Here is an 18,575-nt window from a genome sequence, read left to right as displayed (position 1 = left end):
ATGATGCGGTTCCAGCGAGCCGGGAAGCGAAGCCGCTATCATCACCCAATCGCAGCCTGGAACCCGTTTCGATGTCAGACACGCCCGCCAACGACGACCTGAAGCAGGCCGCTCTCGATTACCACCGGGTTTCGCCCAAGGGCAAGATCAAGGTGACGGCCACCAAACCGATGGTGACCCAGCGCGATCTGGCCCTGGCGTACTCGCCGGGCGTGGCGTTCGCCTGCGAGGAAATCGCGGCCGACCCGTCCAAGGTCAGTGAATACACCGCGCGCGGCAACCTGGTGGCGGTGATCAGCAACGGCACCGCGGTGCTGGGGCTGGGCGACATCGGTCCGCTGGCTGGTAAACCAGTCATGGAAGGCAAGGGCGTGCTGTTCCAGAAATTCGCCGGCATCGACGTCTTCGACCTGGAGATCGACGAACGCGATCCCGACAAGCTGGTGGACATCATCGCCAGCCTGGAGCCGACCTTCGGCGGCATCAATCTGGAAGACATCAAGGCACCGGAATGCTTCATCGTCGAGCGCAAGCTGCGCGAGCGGATGAAGATCCCGGTGTTCCACGACGACCAGCACGGCACCGCGATCATCGTCGGCGCGGCGATCCTGAACGCACTGGAAGTGGCGGGCAAGAACATTGCCGAGGTGAAGCTGGCCACCACCGGCGCCGGTGCCGCCGGCATCGCCTGCCTGGACATGCTGGTGGCGCTGGGGGTGAAGCCGGAAAACATCCTCGCGTTCGACCGCGACGGCGTGATCCACGCTGGCCGCCCGAATCTCGATCCCGACAAGGCCCGCTACGCGCGCGCCACCGACAAGCGCACGCTTGCCGAAATCGTGGACGGTGCCGACGTGTTCCTGGGCCTGTCCGCCGGTGGCGTGCTCAAGGCGGACATGGTGGCCAAGATGGCGGCCAACCCGATCATCCTGGCGCTGGCCAACCCCTACCCGGAGATCCTGCCGGAGGATGCCAAGGCCGTGCGCCCGGACGCCATCATCGCCACCGGTCGCAGCGACTATCCCAACCAGGTCAACAACGCGGTCTGCTTCCCGTATATTTTCCGCGGTGCGCTGGACGTGGGCGCCACCCAGATCAACGAGGCGATGAAACTGGCCTGCGTGCGCGCCATCGCCGGCCTGGCGCGCCAGGAGGCCTCCGACCTGGGCGCGGCCTATGGTGGCGAAGTGCCCACTTTCGGCCGCGAGTACCTGATCCCGCGCCCGTTCGATCCACGCCTGCTGACCATGCTGGCGCCGGCGGTGGCGCAGGCGGCGATGGACTCCGGGGTGGCGTCGCGCCCGCTGGCAGACGTTGGCGCCTATCGCGAGAAACTGGGCCAGTTCATCCATCGCACCAGCCTGATGATGAAGCCGGTGTACGAGCGCGCGCGCACCGACCGCAAGCGCGTGGTGTATGCCGAGGGCGAGGAGTTCGTGGTGCTGCGCGGCGTGCAGACGGTGATCGATGAAGGCCTGGCCTTCCCGATCCTGATCGGTCGCCCGGAGGTGATCGAGACCCGCATTGCCAAGCTCGGCCTGCGCATGCGGCCGGGCGTGGATTTCGAGCTCACCAACATCAATGACGACCCGCGTTTCGACGACTACTGGCGGCAGTACCACGCGCTGACCGAGCGCCGTGGCGTGACCCCCGACGCGGCCAAGAACCTGCTGCGCTCGCGGCCGACGTTGATTGCCTCGCTGATGGTGGAGCGCGGCGAAGCGGATGCGCTGATCTGCGGCCTGGTCGGGCGTTATCACAAGAAGCTGGGCTACCTGCGCAGCGTGTTCGACTTCGAGCCGGGCGTCACCGGGACGGCGGCGATGACCGGCGTGATCAACGATGCCGGCGCATGGTTCTTCCTCGACACCCACGTGCAGCTGGACCCGTCGGCCGAGCAGATCGCCGAGGCCACCCTGCAGGCCAGCTACCGGCTCAAGCTGTTCGGGATCGAGCCGAAGGTGGCGCTGCTGTCGCACTCCAACTACGGCAGCCACCTCGACGGCAGCGCGGGCAAGATGCGCGAGGCCTTCGAGATCATCCGCCGCCGCGCACCCAAGCTGGAGGTGGATGGCGAAATGATGGCCGACACCGCCTGGGACGAGGCGCTGCGCCTGCGCATGTTCCCCAATACCACGCTCAAGGGCCGGGCCAATCTGCTGGTGATGCCGAACCTGGACGCCGCCAACATCGCCTACAACCTGATCCGGGTCGCCACCGGTGGCGTGGCCATCGGCCCGATCCTGATGGGCCTGGACCAGCCTGCGCACATCCTGACCCCGGCGTCGTCCTCGCGCAGGGTGGTCAACATGACCGCGATCGCTGCCGTGGATGCGCAAATCCGTGGCGAAATGCGCGCGCGCACGGGTTGATGCCGGTTCCCGGTTCCGCGCGCATTCGCTGGAATGCACGCGGAGCAGGGGATTTTCGCGAATTTTCCAGTCGCGCTTGAAATATCCGGGTAAAAAATGATTTGAGTTGCGCTGCAGCATCACGCAGCCCTCCGCGCTTGCTAGACTCGCCGTCTGATCAAATTTTCCGGTGATGGAGCGCGCGATGAATTGGCTCAACGAAATGCTGCAGAACGATCCCGATCCGCAGGAATCGCGTGAGTGGATCGAGTCGCTGAAGGCGGTCATCGACCATGACGGCCCGCAGCGCGCGCACCAGTTGCTGGAGGGCATGGTGGAATTGACTCGCCGCGCCGGCACGCATCTGCCGTTCGCGCCGACCACCGCCTACATCAACACCATTCCCGCGCATCTGGAACCCGGCATGCCGGGCGACGCGCACCTGGAATGGCGGATCCGCTCGATCATCCGCTGGAACGCGATGGCGATGGTGGTGCGGGCCAACCGAAAGCCGGGTTCGCTGGGCGGGCACATCGCCAGCTTCGCCAGCTCCGCCACCCTGTACGACGTCGGCTTCAATCATTTCTGGCGCGCGCCGTCCGACCAGCATCCGGGTGACCTGCTGTACATCCAGGGCCACAGTTCGCCGGGCATCTACGCGCGCGCCTTCATGGAAGGCCGCATCAACGAATCGCAGCTGGACAGCTTCCGCATGGAAGTGGACGGGCGCGGCATTTCCAGCTATCCGCATCCGTGGCTGATGCCCGAGTTCTGGCAGACCCCCACCGTCAGCATGGGCCTGGGCCCGCTGGCGGCGATCTACCAAGCGCGCAGCTGGAAGTATCTGGAAGCGCGCGGGTTGATGCCGAAGACCGACCGCAAGGTCTGGTGCTTCCTCGGCGACGGCGAGACCGACGAGCCCGAATCGCTGGGCGCCATTGGTGTTGCCGGCCGCGAAGGCCTGGACAACCTGGTCTTCGTCATCAACTGCAACCTGCAGCGGCTGGACGGGCCGGTGCGCGGCAACGGCAAGATCATCCAGGAGCTGGAGGGCCAGTTCCGCGGCGCCGGCTGGAACGTCATCAAGACGATCTGGGGCAGTTACTGGGATCCGTTGCTGGCCAAGGACACCGATGGCCAGCTGCGCAAGATCATGATGGACACGGTGGATGGCGAGTACCAGAACTGCAAGGCCTTCGGTGGCGCCTACACGCGCCAGCACTTCTTCGGCAAGACGCCGGAAACGCTGGCGATGGTGTCCAGCCTCAGCGACGACGACATCTGGCGCCTCAACCGCGGCGGCCATGACCCGCACAAGGTCTATGCGGCCTACGCTGCGGCGGTGAAGACCGTGGGCCAGCCCACCGTGATCCTTGCCAAGACCGTGAAGGGGTATGGCATGGGGACGGCGGGCGAGGCGCTCAACCCGACGCACCAGACCAAGAAGCTGGACGATGACGCGGTGCGCGCATTCCGCGACCGCTTCCAACTCCCCATCGCCGACGACCAGCTCAAGGACGGCGCCATCCCGTTTTTCCGCCCCGACGAAAAATCGCCGGAAATGGAGTACATGCGCGAGCGTCGCGCCACGCTGGGCGGGCACCTGCCGGCCCGCCGCCGCAAGGCCAGCCAGCCACTGGACGTGCCGCCGCTGGCGACTTTCGAGCGCCTGCTGAAGTCCACCGGCGAGCGCGAGATCAGCACCACCATGGCGTTCGTGCAGATGTTCAACATCATCCTGCGCGACAAGCAGGTCGGCCCGCGCTGCGTGCCGATCGTGGCCGACGAGGCGCGCACCTTCGGCATGGAAGGCCTGTTCCGCCAGCTCGGCATCTATGCCCCGCAGGGCCAGAAGTACAAGCCGGTGGACGCCGACCAGCTGATGTTCTACCGCGAGGACGCGGCCGGGCAGGTGCTGGAGGAGGGCATCACCGAGGCCGGCGCGTTCGCCAGCTGGATGGCGCTGGCCACCGCCTACAGCAGCAGCAATTTGCAGATGCTGCCGTTCTACATCTACTACTCGATGTTCGGCTTCCAGCGCGTCGGCGACTTCGCCTGGCAGGCCGGCGACATGCGCGCGCGTGGCTTCGTGCTGGGCGGCACCGCCGGCCGCACCACGCTCAACGGCGAAGGCCTGCAGCACGAGGATGGCCACTCGCACGTGCAGAGTTCGCTGATCCCGAACGTGCGCAGTTATGACCCCACCTTCGCCTACGAGGTGATCGTCCTCGTCCACTACGGCATGCAGCGCATGCTGGCCGAGCAGCACGACGAATACTTCTACATCACCCTGATGAACGAAAACTACACCCATCCGGAGATGCCGCAGGGCAGCGAGGACGGGATCATCAAGGGCATGTACCTGCTGCGGGACGCCGGCAAGGGCAAGAAGACCGACCTGCGCGTGCAGCTGCTGGGCAGCGGCACCATCCTGCGCGAGGTGATCGCGGCGGCAGATCTGCTGGACAAGGATTTCGGCATCAAGGCCGACCTGTGGTCCTGCCCCAGCTTCACCGAGCTGGCCCGTGATGGCGTGGATGCCGAGCGCTGGAACCGCTTCCATCCGGAAAAGCCCCAGCGCAAGCCGTGGGTGACGCAATTGCTGGAAGGTCGCCAAGGGCCGGCCATCGCCGCGACCGATTACGTGCGCGCGTTTGCCAACCAGATCCGCGAGTTCGTGCCGATGCGCTACAGCGTATTGGGAACCGACGGTTACGGCCGCAGCGACACGCGTGAAAACCTGCGCCGCCACTTCGAGGTGGACCGCTTCCACGTCGCCCACGCGGCGGTCGCGGCGCTGGCCGCCGAGGGCAAGCTGACGGCCAAGGACGTGGCGCGCGCGATCAAGCTGTACAAGCTGGACACCGAGCGGCCGAATCCGCTGTTGGCCTGAGGCCATTCCCTGCCAGCGCAGGGGGTGCAGGAAGGCGGCCGCAGGGCCGCCTTTTTTGTGGCTGGCCGGGCAATCCGTGCCCATTCCAATGACAGTGGCGCGGCGATGCGAGGACCGGCTGCCGGCGCGCTGGGCAAGCTGAACGGATGCCAAGTTGCCCGGGGAGGCATGACTTCTTGCCCATGTGGCATGGGTGTTGGTGTATTACATTACCAACACACCAAGACAGGAGACGTTCATGTCCAGCCAGCATCCGACGCGCACCCCCAGTGACCGCCGCAAGGCCCCACGCCAGATGGAAACGCGCGAGTTCCAACCGCGCATCCGCCACGAACGTGATTTCGGGATCGGCTATGGCCGCAGCAGCGGCTATGTCCACAACCCCAGCTACATCACCAGTACCGCCAGTTTTTTCCGCTGCCGCTGAGGCGGGCGCGGAAACCTCCCGTCGCGCGGTCGCGTGGATCCGCTCCGCGGCAACGGGCAGGGTCGGGAAGATCGCCGCAATGCCAGGCCGGCAAGGCCGTCACGCCGCCGGCGTTTGAAATGCCGCCCGGCGCGCGCAGGCACAGTGGCGCATGCGCCGAGGCTGCGCGCAGCCACGCGCCCGGCGCTCAGCGGGTGGAGGCCTTCGGCTGGCAGTCAGGCCCGAGCGGCGTGTCGTCGATCGCGACGCAGGGGCGGAAATCGCGCAAGCCGGCCACCTGGCGGCTGTCGCCAGGGGCCACGACGAATTGCTGCAACGGTGCCAGATGGCAGTCGGCCAGGCCGTGGCAGGCATCGGGATACAGCGTGTAATGGCAGGCCCCGCTGCTGCTGCCCAGGCATTCGAATCGGGCAACCCCGTCCTGCACGCGCGCCTTGCTGTCCAGCGACGCTTGCCCGGATTGCAGATGGTGGGTCCACGTGGTGCCATCCAGCGAGCAGCCGGACATGGCCAGCAGGAAGTGCAGCAGGGCAATCAGTCTGGACATCGTAAGCCTCGTCTCGAAAAAGGGGCTGCGGGGCAATCACATATGCTTGAACAGGGCCATGAACGGCTGGCTGACGGTGAGCGTTTCCGGGCGCTGCCTGAGCCGCACCGTGCCGCGCCCGGCGTCGTCGCGGACGATGCCGGCGATGGCCTTCAGGTTGACGATGGTGCCGCGATGGATCTGCTTGAACGTGTTGCCGTCCAACCGCGGCAGCAATTCGCGCAGTGAGCTGCGCAGCAACGCCTCGCCTTCGGCGGTGACCACCGTGGTGTATTTCTGGTCGGCGCGGAAATAGGCCACGTCATCCACCAGGATCAGCCTGGTCTCGCGGCCGGCGCTGGCGGTCAGCCAGGTCAGCGGCTCCACCGCCCCGGCCTGCTTCGGCAGCGCGGCCAGCCGGTCCAGCAGCGCCGCCAATGCGGCGGCATCCGGCAATGTGTCGCGCGCCTGCAGGCGGTCGATGGTGGTGGCCAGCCGCTCGGGCTTGACCGGCTTGAGCAGGTAATCGACGGCGCCGTGTTCGAAGGCGTCGATGGCGTATTGATCGTAGGCGGTGACGAACACGATCTGGGTGCGCGGGCTGGCGTCGGCGGCGACCCGCGCCACGTCCAGGCCGGTCAGGCCGGGCATGCGGATGTCCAGGAAGGCGACGTCGGGCCGGTGCTCGGCCAGCGCTTCCACCGCGCTGGCGCCGTCCTCGCACTCGGCCACGACCTGCAATGCCGGCCAGGCGCGCTGGAGTTCGGCCACCAGTGCCTGCCGCAGCAGGGCTTCGTCCTCGGCAACGATGCAGGTACGGAGCTCAGCCATTCGATACCCCTTTGGCAAGGCTGGCCACTGCGGCAGGCACGGTGATGGTTGCCGCCACGCCAGCCGGGAAATTGGCGATCACGCTCAAATTGGCGTCACCGTTGTAGCGCAGGCGCAGCCGTTCGCGCACGTTCTTCAGGCCGATGCCGGTGCCGCTGGTCTTGGCATGGAAGCCTTCGCCATTGTCGGCAACCGTGATCGCCACCTCTGCAGCGTCTCCGCGAGCGCGAATCCACACCGTCCCGCCACCGGTGCGCGGCTCCAGGCCGTGCTTGATCGCATTTTCCACCAGCGTCTGCAGCATCATCGCCGGCATCGGCGTGCCGCGCAGGGGCTCGGGCACGTCGACTTCCACGCAGAGGCGGTCGCCCATGCGGATCTTCAGGATTTCCAGATAGGCCAGCGCGCGTTCCAGCTCGATGCCGAGCGTGGACATGTCGTCCTCTGCACTGGGCAGCGAGCGGCGCAGGTACTGGATCAGGTGGCCCAGCATCGCCTCGGCGCGGGCCGGGTCGCTGCGGGTGAGCAATTGCGCGCTGGCCAAGGTGTTGTAGAGGAAGTGCGGTTCGACCTGCGCGTGCAGCAGGTGCAGCTTGGCCTCGGTGAGTTCCTTTTCGGTGGCGGTCTGCGCGGCGCTGGCCTGATCAAAGCGGCGGCGCTCGCCGATGCGGCGGGTGATTGCGCGGGCGATGGCCTCGGCGTTCTCGAAGTTGGTGCCGTCGTCGACCAGGAACCAGTCGCTCCACGCCGGGCTTTCCGGTTCGCAGATCAGGGTGACGCGGCCGCTGTCGCCGGCCGGGGTCACCGTGGCCTGCAATTGGTTGTAATCGGGCGCGAACCACAGCAGCGGGTTCCAGCGCCGCAGCGGCGGTTCGCCGTACAGCTGCGGCCGCGCGATCTTCGCCCGCACCTGCAGGCTGTCGCGCGCGCTGCGCACGCCTTCCACGCCGGGCAGCTCGCGGATCGCGGCATCGACCAGGTCGAAGGCCTCGCCGGCCTCCAGCGGGATCTCGATGAAGCGCTTCTGGCGGTTGTCCAGCGTCTCGTTGTCCACGCGACCGGCGACCAGGCGGACGCGGTGCAAATGCGAGAACGCGCCGGCGATCACCAGCCCGATGGTGCCGAACCCGAACAGGACTGCCGGGGCCGAGAACTGGCCGATCAGCGGCAGGCTGGCGTACAGCGCGACCACCAGCATGACTGCCACGCCCCAAGCGGTGATGATGCGCAGCAGGAAGAACAGTCGTTTGAACATGCGCGGCTTCAGGTGGAAGAGTGCGGCGAGGATAGCCGCGCGCCGCCTCCGCGGAAGCGCGCATGCGACGAAGCCGGGGCAGCGGCGACGAAGCCGGCACAGCCTGCCGTGAGCGCCGCGCTCAAGCGTCAGCGCGAACGCGCAGGTAGCGGGCGAAGCGCGGCGTGCCCTTGGCGGTCAGGCCGTTGTAGCGGAAGGTGACCCACTGGCCGGGGCGTGGCGGATGCGAGCGATCGGCGTCGGACAGGCCGCTGCCCAGGGCGAAGCGGCGGCCGTGGGCGTCTTCCACCAGCAGTGCGCCGACCAAGCCGGCGTATTTGCCTTGGCCGGGACGGTAGCCGACCACGCGGGCCTCGGCATCGTTGGCGAGCTTGTACTTGAGCAGGTCGTCGCTGCGCCCGCCACGATAGCGGGCGCTTGCGCGCTGCAGCATCAGGCCTTCGCCGCCTGCGACGTTCACTGCGTGCAGATACGCATCGAGTGCAGCGCGATCGGCCATGCGGGTCTGCGCAATGGCCCGCAACGTCGGTGCATTTGCCTGCGTCACCATCGCCCGCAGGCGCTGCGCCCGCTGCGCGAACACGCCGGCGTCGCCGGGCAGGTCGAATGCCATGAAGCGCACGCTCTTCCACGCAGACGCGTCCGGGCGCAGCGCGCGCACCAGATCGCTGATCTGCTGGAATCGGCCGCGTCCGATCCACAGCTCGCCCTCGATGGCCTGCGCCGGCCAGCCGGCGGTGAACCAGCCGGGGGCTTCGATGGGGTCGCCGTTGCGGGTCAGCAGCCGCTGGCCGTCCCAGCGGCCGCGGACGCCGTCGAGCTTTTCACTGACCAGCCAACTGGCGATGTCGCTGGTGCCATGGAAGCGGGTCGCCAACATCGGCGCCGGCAGCGGCGTCACCGCGAGGACGGGCGACGGCGACAGCAGGGCAGCGGACAGCAGCAGGGCAAGCAGGGCGGTACGCGGTTGCATGGCGGCACTCGATGCGGGCGATGGCAGCAGGCTCGCGCATCCGCCATGCCGCCGCCGTCGGCGCGCGGCGCGGATTTTCGTCAGGGTTTCCCGCAGCCCAGGCTGCGCCGCCCGCCCGCGCACCGCCTGCATGCCGCGCACGAGCGGCCGGGCCATTGACCTCCGACCAGGCCTTCTGACATTTTCGAATCACGGCATGAACACCGCCATCATGAAGCGTTCGTCGGGCTGAGCCGCCCATTCCTCACTAGATCAGAAAGGACATCCCATGCCCCGCAACCTTTACGTCACCTTGCCGGTGAAGGATCTGGATCGCAGCGTCGATTTCTTCGAAGCGCTCGGCTTCTCGTTCAATCCGCAGTTCACCAGCGACAACGGCGCCGCGCTGGTCATCAACGACAACACCAGCGTGATGCTGGTGGCCGAGTCGTTCTTCTCCACCTTGTCCAAGGTGCCGATCACCGATCCGCGCAAGGCCACCGAAGCGCTGTTCTCGCTGTCGCTGGACAGCCGGGCGGAGGTGGATGAACTGGTGCGCAAGGCGATCGCGGCCGGCGCGACCGAAGGCCATGACCCGGAGGATCTGGGCTTCATGTACTCGTGGGCCTTCGTCGATCTCGACGGCCATCAGTGGGGCGTGTTCCACATCGACGCCTCGCAGGTGCCGCAGCAGTAACGCAACGCTTGCGTGCCGCAGGGGCGTGCCGCTGCCATGCGTGCGTCCGCTTCGAGGGCGCCGGCTGGCTGGGCCATGACCCTGAAGCCGCGGCGTGGCCCATGCGGCGGCCTGAAACGACGAAGCCGCCCAATGGCGGCTTCTCTGTCGGGCCTGCTGCGCGTCTTCTCAGCGCGCGGCAGTGCGGTTGAAGTCGCGGCGCAGCCAGCTGTCGATCATGCGCTTTTCGTAACGCAGCGGGTCGTTGTCGTTGATCGGCGAGGCATTGAGCAGGAAGGCCGGGTCGGTGATCTTGCGCTCGCCTTCGGCCACCAGCGTGCCGCTGGCATCCACTTCGCGGAAACGCACCGTCAGCCGCGGCGGGTAGATGTCGCGGATGAAACGCACGTCCTGCCGACCTGCGCCGTGCCACGGCTCGTAGCGACCGGCGCGCTGGATATCGACGATGGTCAGCTCCAGCGTTTCGCCGGCGGGCAGGGTTTTCTCGGCCTGCTTGCGCATGTACTTGGCCAGCTGGGTCAGCCATTCGCCCTGTTCAGCCGCAAACCGATTGCCGCTGGCCCTGATTTCGGTGAACTGCGCCGGGTCGGTCCAGGCCACGCTGACCGGGCCGGAGACCGGCAAGGCACGCGGGGCATTGGCCGCCAGCATGCCGGGAGAGCCGGCGGACGCGCAGCCGGCCGTGGCCAACGCCAGTGCGAGCGACAGGGCAAGTGACTTGGTGCGCATGAGCCGTCTCCTGAGGGGGTGCAGTCGAGTATCCATCCGCAAGTGCGGCGCTGGATGAACCGCAGCGAACCTCATTCGCTTGCGGGTTTGTCTTGCTCTGCGGTATCCAGGAACCAGGCTTCCACGGTGCCCTTGATCTTCATGGTCATCGGCATGCCGCGCCGATCCAGCGCGCGCCCGGCCTGCACCCGCACCCAGCCTTCGCTGATGCAGTACTCATCCACGTTGTTGCGCTCGATGCCGTTGAAACGGATGCCGATGCCGCGCTCGAGCAGGCTGGGATCGTGGAATTTGCTGCGCGGGTCGTTGGAGAGGCGGTCGGGCGGGGTCTGCAGTTCGGTCATCGGAATGCGTTTGTGGTCGTGAAGCCGACAGGATACCTGCTGTGCGCCGGTAAACTGCGCACATGAACCCGATGCCCCGCGATCACGCCGTTGACGCCCTGCTGTATCCCTTCGCTGATGGCCAGCTGCATTGGCCGGCCTCGGATGCGTTGTTCCTGCGTGCCCGCGAAGGCGCCGCCTTGCACGCCGTGCGCGCGCAGGCGTTTGTTGCCACCCAGCCGTTCAAACCGGAAGCGCAGCGGCTGGAACGCATCGGCATCAATCTGCTCGATGAAGACGCGCTGCCCGCCGCTGGCTATCCCTTGGTATTGGTCCTGCCGCCACGCCAGCGCGAAGAGGCGCGCGCGCTGTTGGCCCGCGCCTGCACTGCCTGTGCGCCGGGCGGTACGGTGATTGCGGCCGTCGCCAACGATGAAGGCGCGAAATCGCGCGAAGCCGATCTCCGGCAATTGGCGGGTGCCGTCAGCGTCACCAGCAAATATCACTGCCGGGTGTTCTGGACCCAGCCGGGGGCTGCTTTCGATGCCGGGTTGGTGGCGCGCTGGCAGCAGGCGGACGTGCCGCGCCGGATCGCCAGCGGCGATGTGCCGGGCGGCGGCTTTTCCAGTCGTCCGGGCGTGTTTGCCTGGGATCGGGTGGATGCCGCGTCAAAGATGCTGGCGGCCGCGCTTCCTGCCGATTTGCGCGGCCGCGTCGCCGATTTCGGTGCGGGCTGGGGGTACTTGTCGATGCAGGTGCTGGCCCGTTGCCCGCAGGTCACGGCGCTTGACCTGTATGAAGCGGACGCGCGCGCCCTGGCGCTGGCGCGCACCAATCTTGCCGATGCCCGCGTGCCGGTGCAGCTGCATTGGCAGGATGTCGCCACCGGCGTGGCGGAGCGCTTCGATGGCATCGTCTGCAATCCGCCGTTCCACGCACTGGGGCGCGGCGACCGCCCGGACATCGGGCGCGCGTTCATCGCCGCCGCCGCCGCCGCGCTGAAATCGGGTGGGCGCTTGTGGCTGGTCGCCAATCGCCATCTGCCCTATGAGGATGCGCTGGGCGCGGGCTTTGCGCAGGTGCGCAGCGTCGCGCAAGGCGGCGGCTTCAAGATCGTCGAGGCGGTGAAGGCATGAAGCTGGTCAAGCACATCGCCAACCTGGGGTACGGCAGCCGCAAGGAAGTGCAGTGGATGTTCCGCGAGGGCCGCATCACCGATGCCGCAGGCGAGGTGTTGTATGCCGATGACCCGCTGGACCACGACGCGATCCGGCTCGATGGCGAGCCGCTGGACCCGCCATCGGGATTGCTGCTGATGCTGCACAAGCCGGTCGGCTACACCTGCTCGATGAAAGATCCCGGCCGCATCGTGTTCGACCTGCTGCCTCCGCGCTTCCGTCTGCGCAGCCCCGTGCTGTCCACCGTCGGGCGGCTGGATCGCGACACCTCCGGCCTGCTGCTGCTCACCGACGATGGCCAGCTGCTGCACCGGATCATCGCGCCGAAATCGAAATTGTCGAAGGTGTACCTGGCGACGCTGGCGGAAGACCTGCGTGGCGACGAAGTGGCGACCTTCGCCAGCGGCACGCTGATGCTGGACGAGGAAAAGACGCCGCTGCTGCCGGCGGAGCTGGCGCTGCTTGGTCCGCGGCAAGCGCGCTTGACCCTGCACGAGGGTCGCTATCACCAGGTGCGGCGGATGTTCGCGGCGGTCGGCAACCATGTGCAGGCATTGCATCGCGAGCGAATTGGCGGCTTGACGCTGGGCGAGCTGCCTGCCGGCGAATGGCGCGCGCTGGACGCGGGCGAACGCGCCCAGCTGTTTGCTGGCGGCTGATCGGCGGGCGCCGCGGCTTGCTGCGCGCGGCCATCGCCGCCATCTGGAATCAGTCGCGGAAATTGTCGAACTGCAGCGGGATGCCAAACTCGCCGGCGCGCAGCAGCGCCATCGCCGCCTGCAAGTCGTCGCGCTTCTTGCCGGTGACGCGCAGCTTGTCACCGTTGATCTGCGAATCGACCTTGAGCTTCGCGTCCTTCATCGCTGCCTGCAGTTTCTTTGCCAGTTCGCGTTCGATGCCCTGCTTCACGGTGACCTTCTGGCGCGCGCCGGCCAGATTGGTTTCCACGTCGCCGAATTCGAGGCAGCGCACGTCGATTTTCCGTGCGATCAGCCGCGCGCGCAGGATGTCGGTCATCTGCTGCAACTGGAAATCGCTGGGCGCCGATTGCGAAATCACGCTGTCGTCAAGGACGAACTTTGCATCCACGCCCTTGAAATCAAACCGGGTGGTGAGCTCGCGGTTGGCTTGATCCACCGCGTTGGTCAGTTCGTGGGTGTCCACTTCAGAAACAATGTCGAAGGAAGGCATGGCGATTGGCATGGGTGACGAAACGACCAGCGTACCGCATGCTGGCGCGATGCCGAACCCCGCATCGCCGCCTTCCAGTGCCCACCATCGCGGTATCTGGCTGATGCTGGCCGCAGTGGGCATGTTTGCGTTGATGGATGCCGGGCTGAAACTGCTGTCGGCGCATTACCCGCCACTCCAGGTGGCGGCGCTGCGCGGGCTGGCGTCGCTGCCGCTGGTGCTGGCCTGGGCGCTGTGGACGTTGGGCTGGCGGCCGCTGCTGCGGGTGCGTTGGCCGCTGCACCTGCTGCGCGGCGCGTTGGGCGTGATGATGATGGCCAGCTTCGTCTATGCGTTGAAGCGACTGCCGCTGTCCACCGCGTATTCGATTTTTTTCGTGGCGCCGCTGCTGATCACGGCGCTGTCGGTGCCGATTCTGGGCGAGCGCGTGGGGCCGCGGCGCTGGACCGCGATCGGTGTTGGCCTGCTCGGCGTGCTGGTGGTGCTGCGCCCCAGTGGCGAAGGCATGTTGTCGATGGCGGGGTTGGCGGTGCTGCTGGCGGCTGTTGCGTATGCGGTTTCCGCGATCACCGTGCGGGTGCTGGCGCGCACCGACTCCAATCAGGCGATGGTGAGCTGGCTGCTGGTATTGATGGCGCTGGGCGCGGGCGCCCTGGCATGGCCGGAGCGGGTTGCGTTGCGCGGTGAGGATGGCTGGATCGTGGCCGGCATCGGCATTGTCGGCACGCTGGGTCAATACGCCATCACCGAAGCATTCCGCCAGGGCGAAGCCTCGCTGATCGCGCCGCTGGAATATTCCGCTCTGGTCTGGGGCGTGGCGCTGGATCTCGCGCTGTGGGGCGTGCTGCCGGATGCGATGACCTGGCTGGGGGCCGGCATCATCATCGGCAGCGGGTTGTATTTGCTTCATCGCGAGAAGGGCAGCGTGCCGATGGAGGCGGAGCACCCCTGATTTCGGTGGGGGTAAAACCTGGTTTTCTCGGTGGAATTCTGCTGCGAGCGCGTGATTTTCCTGATGCATATATAAAATATCCGGGTAAAACATGGAAATTGCTGCATTGCGATTTGTGGTGCGCGTGCGGATGTGCCAACGTAGGCCTTTCCAGTCTGCGGAGTCCCGGCCATGGCCGAGCTGAAAGAAGCGCGCGTCCCCGATATCGGTGGGCACGGTGATGTGCCTGTCATCGAGTTGCTGGTCAAGCCTGGCGATACCGTGGCCAAGGATCAGGGCTTGGTGACGCTGGAATCGGACAAGGCGACGATGGAAGTGCCGTCGCCGTTTGCCGGCGTGATCAAGGAGCTGAAGGTCAAGCTGGGCGACACGGTGGCCGAGGGCGCGCTGGTGGCGGTGATCGAGGCGACCGGAGCCGAGGCGCCAGCCGATCCGGTTGCGGCAGCGACCGCTGCGCCACCCGTGCCTGCGCCAGCTCCGGTGGCCCCGGTGGCGATGGTCGAGAGTGGCGCGCCGGTTCCGTCGCGCGCGCCGGTGGCCGAACCCGGCCAGCTGGGAATCCCGCCGATGCGTTTCGAAGCCGACGCGGTGCTGCCGGCCAAGGTGCCGTATGCCAGCCCTGCGGTGCGCCTGTATGCGCGCGAGTTGGGCGTGGACCTGCTGCAGGTGACTGGCAGTGGGCGCGGTGGACGCATCGGCAAGGAGGACGTGCAGGCCTTCGTCAAGGGCGCCCTGTCTGGCGGCGTTGCCCTGCCGGCGGCAGGCGTGGGCGGCGGCCTGAGTCTGATCCCGTGGCCGAAGGTGGATTTCGCCAAGTTCGGTGAAATCGAAAGCACGCCGCTGTCGCGCATCCAGAAAATTTCCGGCGCCAACCTCGCGCGCAACTGGGCGATGATCCCGCACGTCACCCAGTTCGACGATGCCGACATCACCGAACTGGAGGACCTGCGCGCGGCGCTGAATCAGGAAAATGCAAAGGCCATCGCCGCCGGCAAGGCAGGCAAGGTCACCATGCTGGCATTCCTGATCAAGGCCTGCGTGACGGCGTTGCAGAAGTACCCGACCTTCAATGCGTCGCTGGACGGCGACAACCTGGTCCTGAAGAAGTATTTCCACATCGGCTTTGCGGCGGATACGCCGAATGGGCTGGTGGTGCCGGTGCTGCGCGATGCCGACCAGAAGGGCGTGGTGGAGATCGCCCGGGAGATGGGCGAACTGGCCGCGCTGGCGCGCGACGGCAAGCTCAAGCCCGAGCAGATGCAGGGCGGCTGTTTCACCATCAGCTCGCTGGGCGGCATCGGCGGCACCGCGTTCACGCCGATCATCAATGCGCCGGAAGTGGCGATCCTGGGCGTGTCCAAGTCCGAGACCAAGCCGGTCTGGAACGGCGAGAAATTCAAACCGCGCCTGATCTTGCCGCTGTCGCTGAGCTATGACCATCGCGTCATCGACGGCGCGGCTGCGGCGCGCTTCACCAGCTATCTTGGGCAACTGCTGGCCGACTTGCGTCGGGCCATGCTGTAAGGAGGCGGTGATGGCTGAGATCGAAATCAAGGTTCCCGACATTGGCGGCCACGGCAGCGTGCCGGTGATCGAGCTGCTGGTGTCGGTGGGCGATGCAGTGAAGAAAGACCAGGGGCTGGTTACGCTTGAGTCTGACAAGGCCACCATGGAAGTGCCGGCAACCGCCGATGGCGTGATCAAGGCGCTGAAGGTGAAGCTGGGCGATTCCGTCGCGGAAGGCACCGTGATTGCCGTGCTCGAGGCAACGGCGGCAGCGCCGGCCGAAGCGAAACCGGCCTCGCCGCAGGTCGTCGCGCCCGTCGCTGCGCTGGAGCCGGCGGCGCCCTCGCCCTCGCCCTCGCCCTCGCCCTCGCCGCAGGCTGCCACATCGTCCGGCCGCAAGGCCGACTTCGAGTGCGCGCTGGTGGTGATCGGCGCCGGCCCCGGCGGCTACACCGCCGCGTTCCGCAGCGCCGACCTCGGCCTCGACACCGTGCTGGTCGAGCGCTACGCCAGCCTCGGCGGCGTCTGCCTCAACGTCGGTTGCATCCCGTCGAAGGCGCTGCTGCACGCGGCCGACGTGATCGACCAGGCCGCGCACGCCAGCGACTACGGCGTGGATTTCGGCAAGCCGAAGATCAGCATCGACAAGCTGCGCGAGTACAAGGACAAGGTCGTCGGCCAGCTCACCAAGGGCCTGGCCGGCATGGCCAGGCAGCGCAAGGTGCGCGTGGTGCAGGGGACGGCGAAGTTCGTCTCGGCCAGCGAGCTGGAGATCGCAGGCAGCGATGGCAAGACGCAGTTGCTGAAGTTCTCCAACTGCATCATCGCGGCGGGTTCGCAGCCGGTGAAGCTGCCGGCGTTCCCGTGGGATGACCCGCGGCTGATGGATTCCACTGATGCGCTGAATCTTGCCGACGTGCCGAAGAAGCTGCTGGTGGTGGGCGGCGGCATCATCGGCCTTGAGATGGCGACGGTCTATCGCGCGCTGGGCAGCGAGGTGACGGTGGTCGAGTTCATGCCGCAATTGATGCCCGGTGCCGACCCGGATCTGGTCAGGCCGCTGGCCGATCGTTTGAAGAAGCAGGGCGTTGCCGTGCACCTGAAGACCAGGGTCGTCGATGCCAAGGCGCAGAAAAACGGCATTGCGTGCACGTTTGAAGGTGACAGCATTCCCGATGGCAAACTTTACGACCGCGTGCTGGTATCGGTGGGGCGCAGCGCCAACGGTGCGAAGCTGGATGCCGACAAGGCCGGCGTGCGCGTTGGCGAGCGCGGGCTGATCCCGGTGGATGCGCAGATGCGCACCAACGTGCCGCATATCTTCGCCATTGGCGACCTGGTCGGCCAGCCGATGCTGGCGCACAAGGCCACCCACGAGGGCAAGCTGGCGGCGGAAGTGGCCGCCGGCGAAAAGAAGGAATGGGTGGCGCGGGTGATCCCGTCGGTGGCCTACACCGATCCGGAAATCGCCTGGGTCGGGGTCACCGAAGCCGAAGCGAAAGCCAAGGGGCTGAAGATCGGCGTGGGCAAGTTCCCGTGGGCGGCATCAGGGCGCGCCATCGGCCTGTCGCGCACCGAAGGCTTCACCAAGCTGGTGTTCGACGAGGACAGCCATCGCGTGATCGGCGGCGGGATAGTGGGCGTGCACGCCGGCGAGTTGATCGCGGAAATCGCGCTGGCCATCGAAATGGGCTGCGAGGTGGACGACATCGGCCACACCATCCATCCGCATCCGACCTTGAGCGAGTCGGTAGGGATGGCGGCCGAGGTGTTCGACGGCTCCATCACCGATCTGTACATCCCGAAAAAGCGCTGATGCATCCGGCTGCGCCCGCGGGATTGCGGGCGCAGCCGGGTCACATGGCAAGCGGCCCATGGGGCTGGGCGCGCCGCGCCTCGATCCGCTTCCACAGTTTTTCGTGGAAGTGGAAGACCACGGTATTGCACGCGGGCTCAACGACAGCCAGCGCGCCACCGACCCAGAAACTACCCGTCAGCAGCCAGCCAACCGAGAACGCCACGCAGAAATGCAGGGAGGCGAAGGTGAGGGTCTTGGTCATGGCGAGCTCCTTGTTGCTAATGAGAATCATTATCAACAAGAAGCGGCAGATGTCAACCCGGCCTGGGCAGAAGAAGCCCCGGCCGTGGACGGGCCGGGGCTTCGGGCGCCTGCCCGGGAATCGGACGAGGAAGGGGGCGGGCGTTGCAGCGTGAGACAGGGAGAAGGTCGGCGAGTTCCGTACACATCACGGCATCTTTTGGCGGTTGCCGCGGGATTTTTGCGCCTGCTATACTTCTACAGCTCCGCAGGACGGATTTCGTTGTGCGTGCGGGGATCGCATCCAACAGGTTGAGAAGCTGGCGTGCTGAATACCGCTGACGAAGGTCGGCGGCTGGCGCTGCGGGTAGCGGGCTTTCAAGCCGCTGCTGCGTTGCTGACAGCCGCAGTCTGCAGCATCAATGGCCCGCGTCATGCGCTGGCCGCGCTGGCAGGCGGTGGTGCAGTGGTGCTGGGAAGTCTGGTGGCGGCCTGGGGTGCGTTTGGCGGCGGCGTGGCTGGTGCTGGCGCGGCGCTGGGGCGATTGTTGCTGGGTACCGTGGCAAAGTGGTTGATCGTCATTGCCGGGCTGTATCTGGCGATGGCGGTGTGGCAGTTGCCGGCAGTGCCGGTGCTGGCCGGGTCGGCAATGGCCGCTGCGGCCTTGGTGGTATCGACGAGATTCGTGATGAAGCGTAGTACGACGAGGACGAGCGCGTGATTCTG

18 protein-coding genes are annotated in these 18,575 nt (G+C 66.7%); 10 read left to right on the top strand and 8 right to left on the bottom strand.

Annotated features, from left to right (window positions below; genetic code table 11):
* The first annotated feature begins 71 nt into the window (after nucleotides 1-71).
* The 3 genes from LIW09_RS10260 (at nucleotide 72) to LIW09_RS10250 (ending at nucleotide 5,671) form a co-directional block, all read left to right on the top strand.
* Nucleotides 72-2,372, top strand: coding sequence for an NADP-dependent malic enzyme (locus LIW09_RS10260; RefSeq protein ID WP_256645527.1), 2,301 nt, complete (start codon nucleotides 72-74; stop codon nucleotides 2,370-2,372).
* Nucleotides 2,373-2,556: 184 nt separating this feature from the next.
* The gene (aceE, locus tag LIW09_RS10255) at nucleotides 2,557-5,244 is read left to right on the top strand and encodes a pyruvate dehydrogenase (acetyl-transferring), homodimeric type (protein ID WP_256645526.1); all 2,688 of its coding nucleotides are present in this window, start codon (nucleotides 2,557-2,559) and stop codon (nucleotides 5,242-5,244) included.
* Nucleotides 5,245-5,482: 238 nt separating this feature from the next.
* A complete protein-coding gene (locus LIW09_RS10250) occupies nucleotides 5,483-5,671 on the top strand; it encodes a hypothetical protein (protein ID WP_256645525.1) in 189 nt (62 codons plus the stop codon).
* A gap of 187 nt (nucleotides 5,672-5,858) precedes the next feature.
* Here LIW09_RS10250 and LIW09_RS10245 read toward each other — a convergent pair whose 3' ends face one another.
* From LIW09_RS10245 to LIW09_RS10230, 4 genes are all read right to left on the bottom strand, one after another.
* Complete coding sequence (locus LIW09_RS10245; protein ID WP_256645524.1) at nucleotides 5,859-6,218, bottom strand: hypothetical protein; 360 nt, start codon at nucleotides 6,216-6,218, stop codon at nucleotides 5,859-5,861.
* 36 nt (nucleotides 6,219-6,254) lie between these two features.
* Nucleotides 6,255-7,028 carry a LytR/AlgR family response regulator transcription factor gene (locus LIW09_RS10240; protein ID WP_256645523.1) on the bottom strand — a complete coding sequence of 258 codons (774 nt, stop codon included), beginning with the start codon at nucleotides 7,026-7,028 and terminating at the stop codon, nucleotides 6,255-6,257.
* The gene (locus LIW09_RS10235; RefSeq protein ID WP_256645522.1) at nucleotides 7,021-8,283 is read right to left on the bottom strand and encodes a histidine kinase; all 1,263 of its coding nucleotides are present in this window, start codon (nucleotides 8,281-8,283) and stop codon (nucleotides 7,021-7,023) included. The genes LIW09_RS10240 and LIW09_RS10235 overlap by 8 nt, the downstream gene beginning before the upstream one ends.
* A gap of 121 nt (nucleotides 8,284-8,404) precedes the next feature.
* Entirely contained in the window at nucleotides 8,405-9,256 is an 852-nt protein-coding gene (locus tag LIW09_RS10230; RefSeq protein ID WP_256645521.1) for a DNA ligase, read from the bottom strand.
* A 268-nt stretch (nucleotides 9,257-9,524) separates the two neighbouring features.
* Between LIW09_RS10230 and LIW09_RS10225 the strand changes: the two genes are divergently transcribed.
* The gene (locus tag LIW09_RS10225) at nucleotides 9,525-9,932 is read left to right on the top strand and encodes a VOC family protein (RefSeq protein WP_256645520.1); all 408 of its coding nucleotides are present in this window, start codon (nucleotides 9,525-9,527) and stop codon (nucleotides 9,930-9,932) included.
* Between the two features lie 168 nt (nucleotides 9,933-10,100).
* Here LIW09_RS10225 and LIW09_RS10220 read toward each other — a convergent pair whose 3' ends face one another.
* Together LIW09_RS10220 and LIW09_RS10215 are read right to left on the bottom strand one after the other, a co-directional pair.
* On the bottom strand, nucleotides 10,101-10,661 hold the full coding sequence (locus LIW09_RS10220) for a DUF3016 domain-containing protein (RefSeq protein ID WP_256645519.1): 561 nt from the start codon (nucleotides 10,659-10,661) through the stop codon (nucleotides 10,101-10,103).
* Nucleotides 10,662-10,732: 71 nt separating this feature from the next.
* Nucleotides 10,733-11,005 carry a DUF3297 family protein gene (locus tag LIW09_RS10215; protein WP_256645518.1) on the bottom strand — a complete coding sequence of 91 codons (273 nt, stop codon included), beginning with the start codon at nucleotides 11,003-11,005 and terminating at the stop codon, nucleotides 10,733-10,735.
* Nucleotides 11,006-11,067: 62 nt separating this feature from the next.
* Between LIW09_RS10215 and LIW09_RS10210 the strand changes: the two genes are divergently transcribed.
* A complete protein-coding gene (locus LIW09_RS10210) occupies nucleotides 11,068-12,120 on the top strand; it encodes a class I SAM-dependent methyltransferase (protein ID WP_256645517.1) in 1,053 nt (350 codons plus the stop codon).
* Complete coding sequence (locus LIW09_RS10205; protein ID WP_256645516.1) at nucleotides 12,117-12,821, top strand: pseudouridine synthase; 705 nt, start codon at nucleotides 12,117-12,119, stop codon at nucleotides 12,819-12,821. The genes LIW09_RS10210 and LIW09_RS10205 overlap by 4 nt, the downstream gene beginning before the upstream one ends.
* Nucleotides 12,822-12,870: 49 nt before the next feature.
* Here LIW09_RS10205 and LIW09_RS10200 read toward each other — a convergent pair whose 3' ends face one another.
* The gene (locus LIW09_RS10200; protein WP_256645515.1) at nucleotides 12,871-13,353 is read right to left on the bottom strand and encodes a YajQ family cyclic di-GMP-binding protein; all 483 of its coding nucleotides are present in this window, start codon (nucleotides 13,351-13,353) and stop codon (nucleotides 12,871-12,873) included.
* Between the two features lie 49 nt (nucleotides 13,354-13,402).
* On the opposite strand from LIW09_RS10200, the gene LIW09_RS10195 reads away from it, so the two are divergent.
* The 3 genes from LIW09_RS10195 to lpdA all read left to right on the top strand — a co-directional run bounded on the left by LIW09_RS10195 (nucleotide 13,403) and on the right by lpdA (nucleotide 17,627).
* Nucleotides 13,403-14,305 carry a DMT family transporter gene (locus tag LIW09_RS10195; protein WP_256647221.1) on the top strand — a complete coding sequence of 301 codons (903 nt, stop codon included), beginning with the start codon at nucleotides 13,403-13,405 and terminating at the stop codon, nucleotides 14,303-14,305.
* Between the two features lie 171 nt (nucleotides 14,306-14,476).
* Entirely contained in the window at nucleotides 14,477-15,829 is a 1,353-nt protein-coding gene (gene aceF, locus LIW09_RS10190) for a dihydrolipoyllysine-residue acetyltransferase (protein WP_256645514.1), read from the top strand.
* A 10-nt stretch (nucleotides 15,830-15,839) separates the two neighbouring features.
* Nucleotides 15,840-17,627 (top strand): dihydrolipoyl dehydrogenase, encoded by a 1,788-nt coding sequence (gene lpdA, locus LIW09_RS10185; protein WP_256645513.1) that lies wholly within the window; start codon nucleotides 15,840-15,842, stop codon nucleotides 17,625-17,627.
* A 40-nt stretch (nucleotides 17,628-17,667) separates the two neighbouring features.
* On the opposite strand, the gene LIW09_RS10180 is transcribed toward lpdA, so the two are convergent.
* Nucleotides 17,668-17,871, bottom strand: a complete 204-nt coding sequence (locus LIW09_RS10180; protein ID WP_256645512.1) for a DUF2061 domain-containing protein — start codon at nucleotides 17,869-17,871, stop codon at nucleotides 17,668-17,670.
* A 303-nt stretch (nucleotides 17,872-18,174) separates the two neighbouring features.
* Here LIW09_RS10180 and LIW09_RS10175 point away from each other — a divergent pair, with 303 nt between their 5' ends.
* The gene (locus LIW09_RS10175) at nucleotides 18,175-18,570 is read left to right on the top strand and encodes an ATP synthase subunit I (protein ID WP_256645511.1); all 396 of its coding nucleotides are present in this window, start codon (nucleotides 18,175-18,177) and stop codon (nucleotides 18,568-18,570) included.
* Nucleotides 18,571-18,575 lie beyond the last annotated feature (5 nt).

Origin of the sequence: Thermomonas paludicola (assembly GCF_024498955.1) — a bacterium.
GTDB classification, from domain to species: domain Bacteria; phylum Pseudomonadota; class Gammaproteobacteria; order Xanthomonadales; family Xanthomonadaceae; genus Thermomonas; species Thermomonas paludicola.
This window is presented reverse-complemented; position numbering and strand designations above follow the sequence as displayed.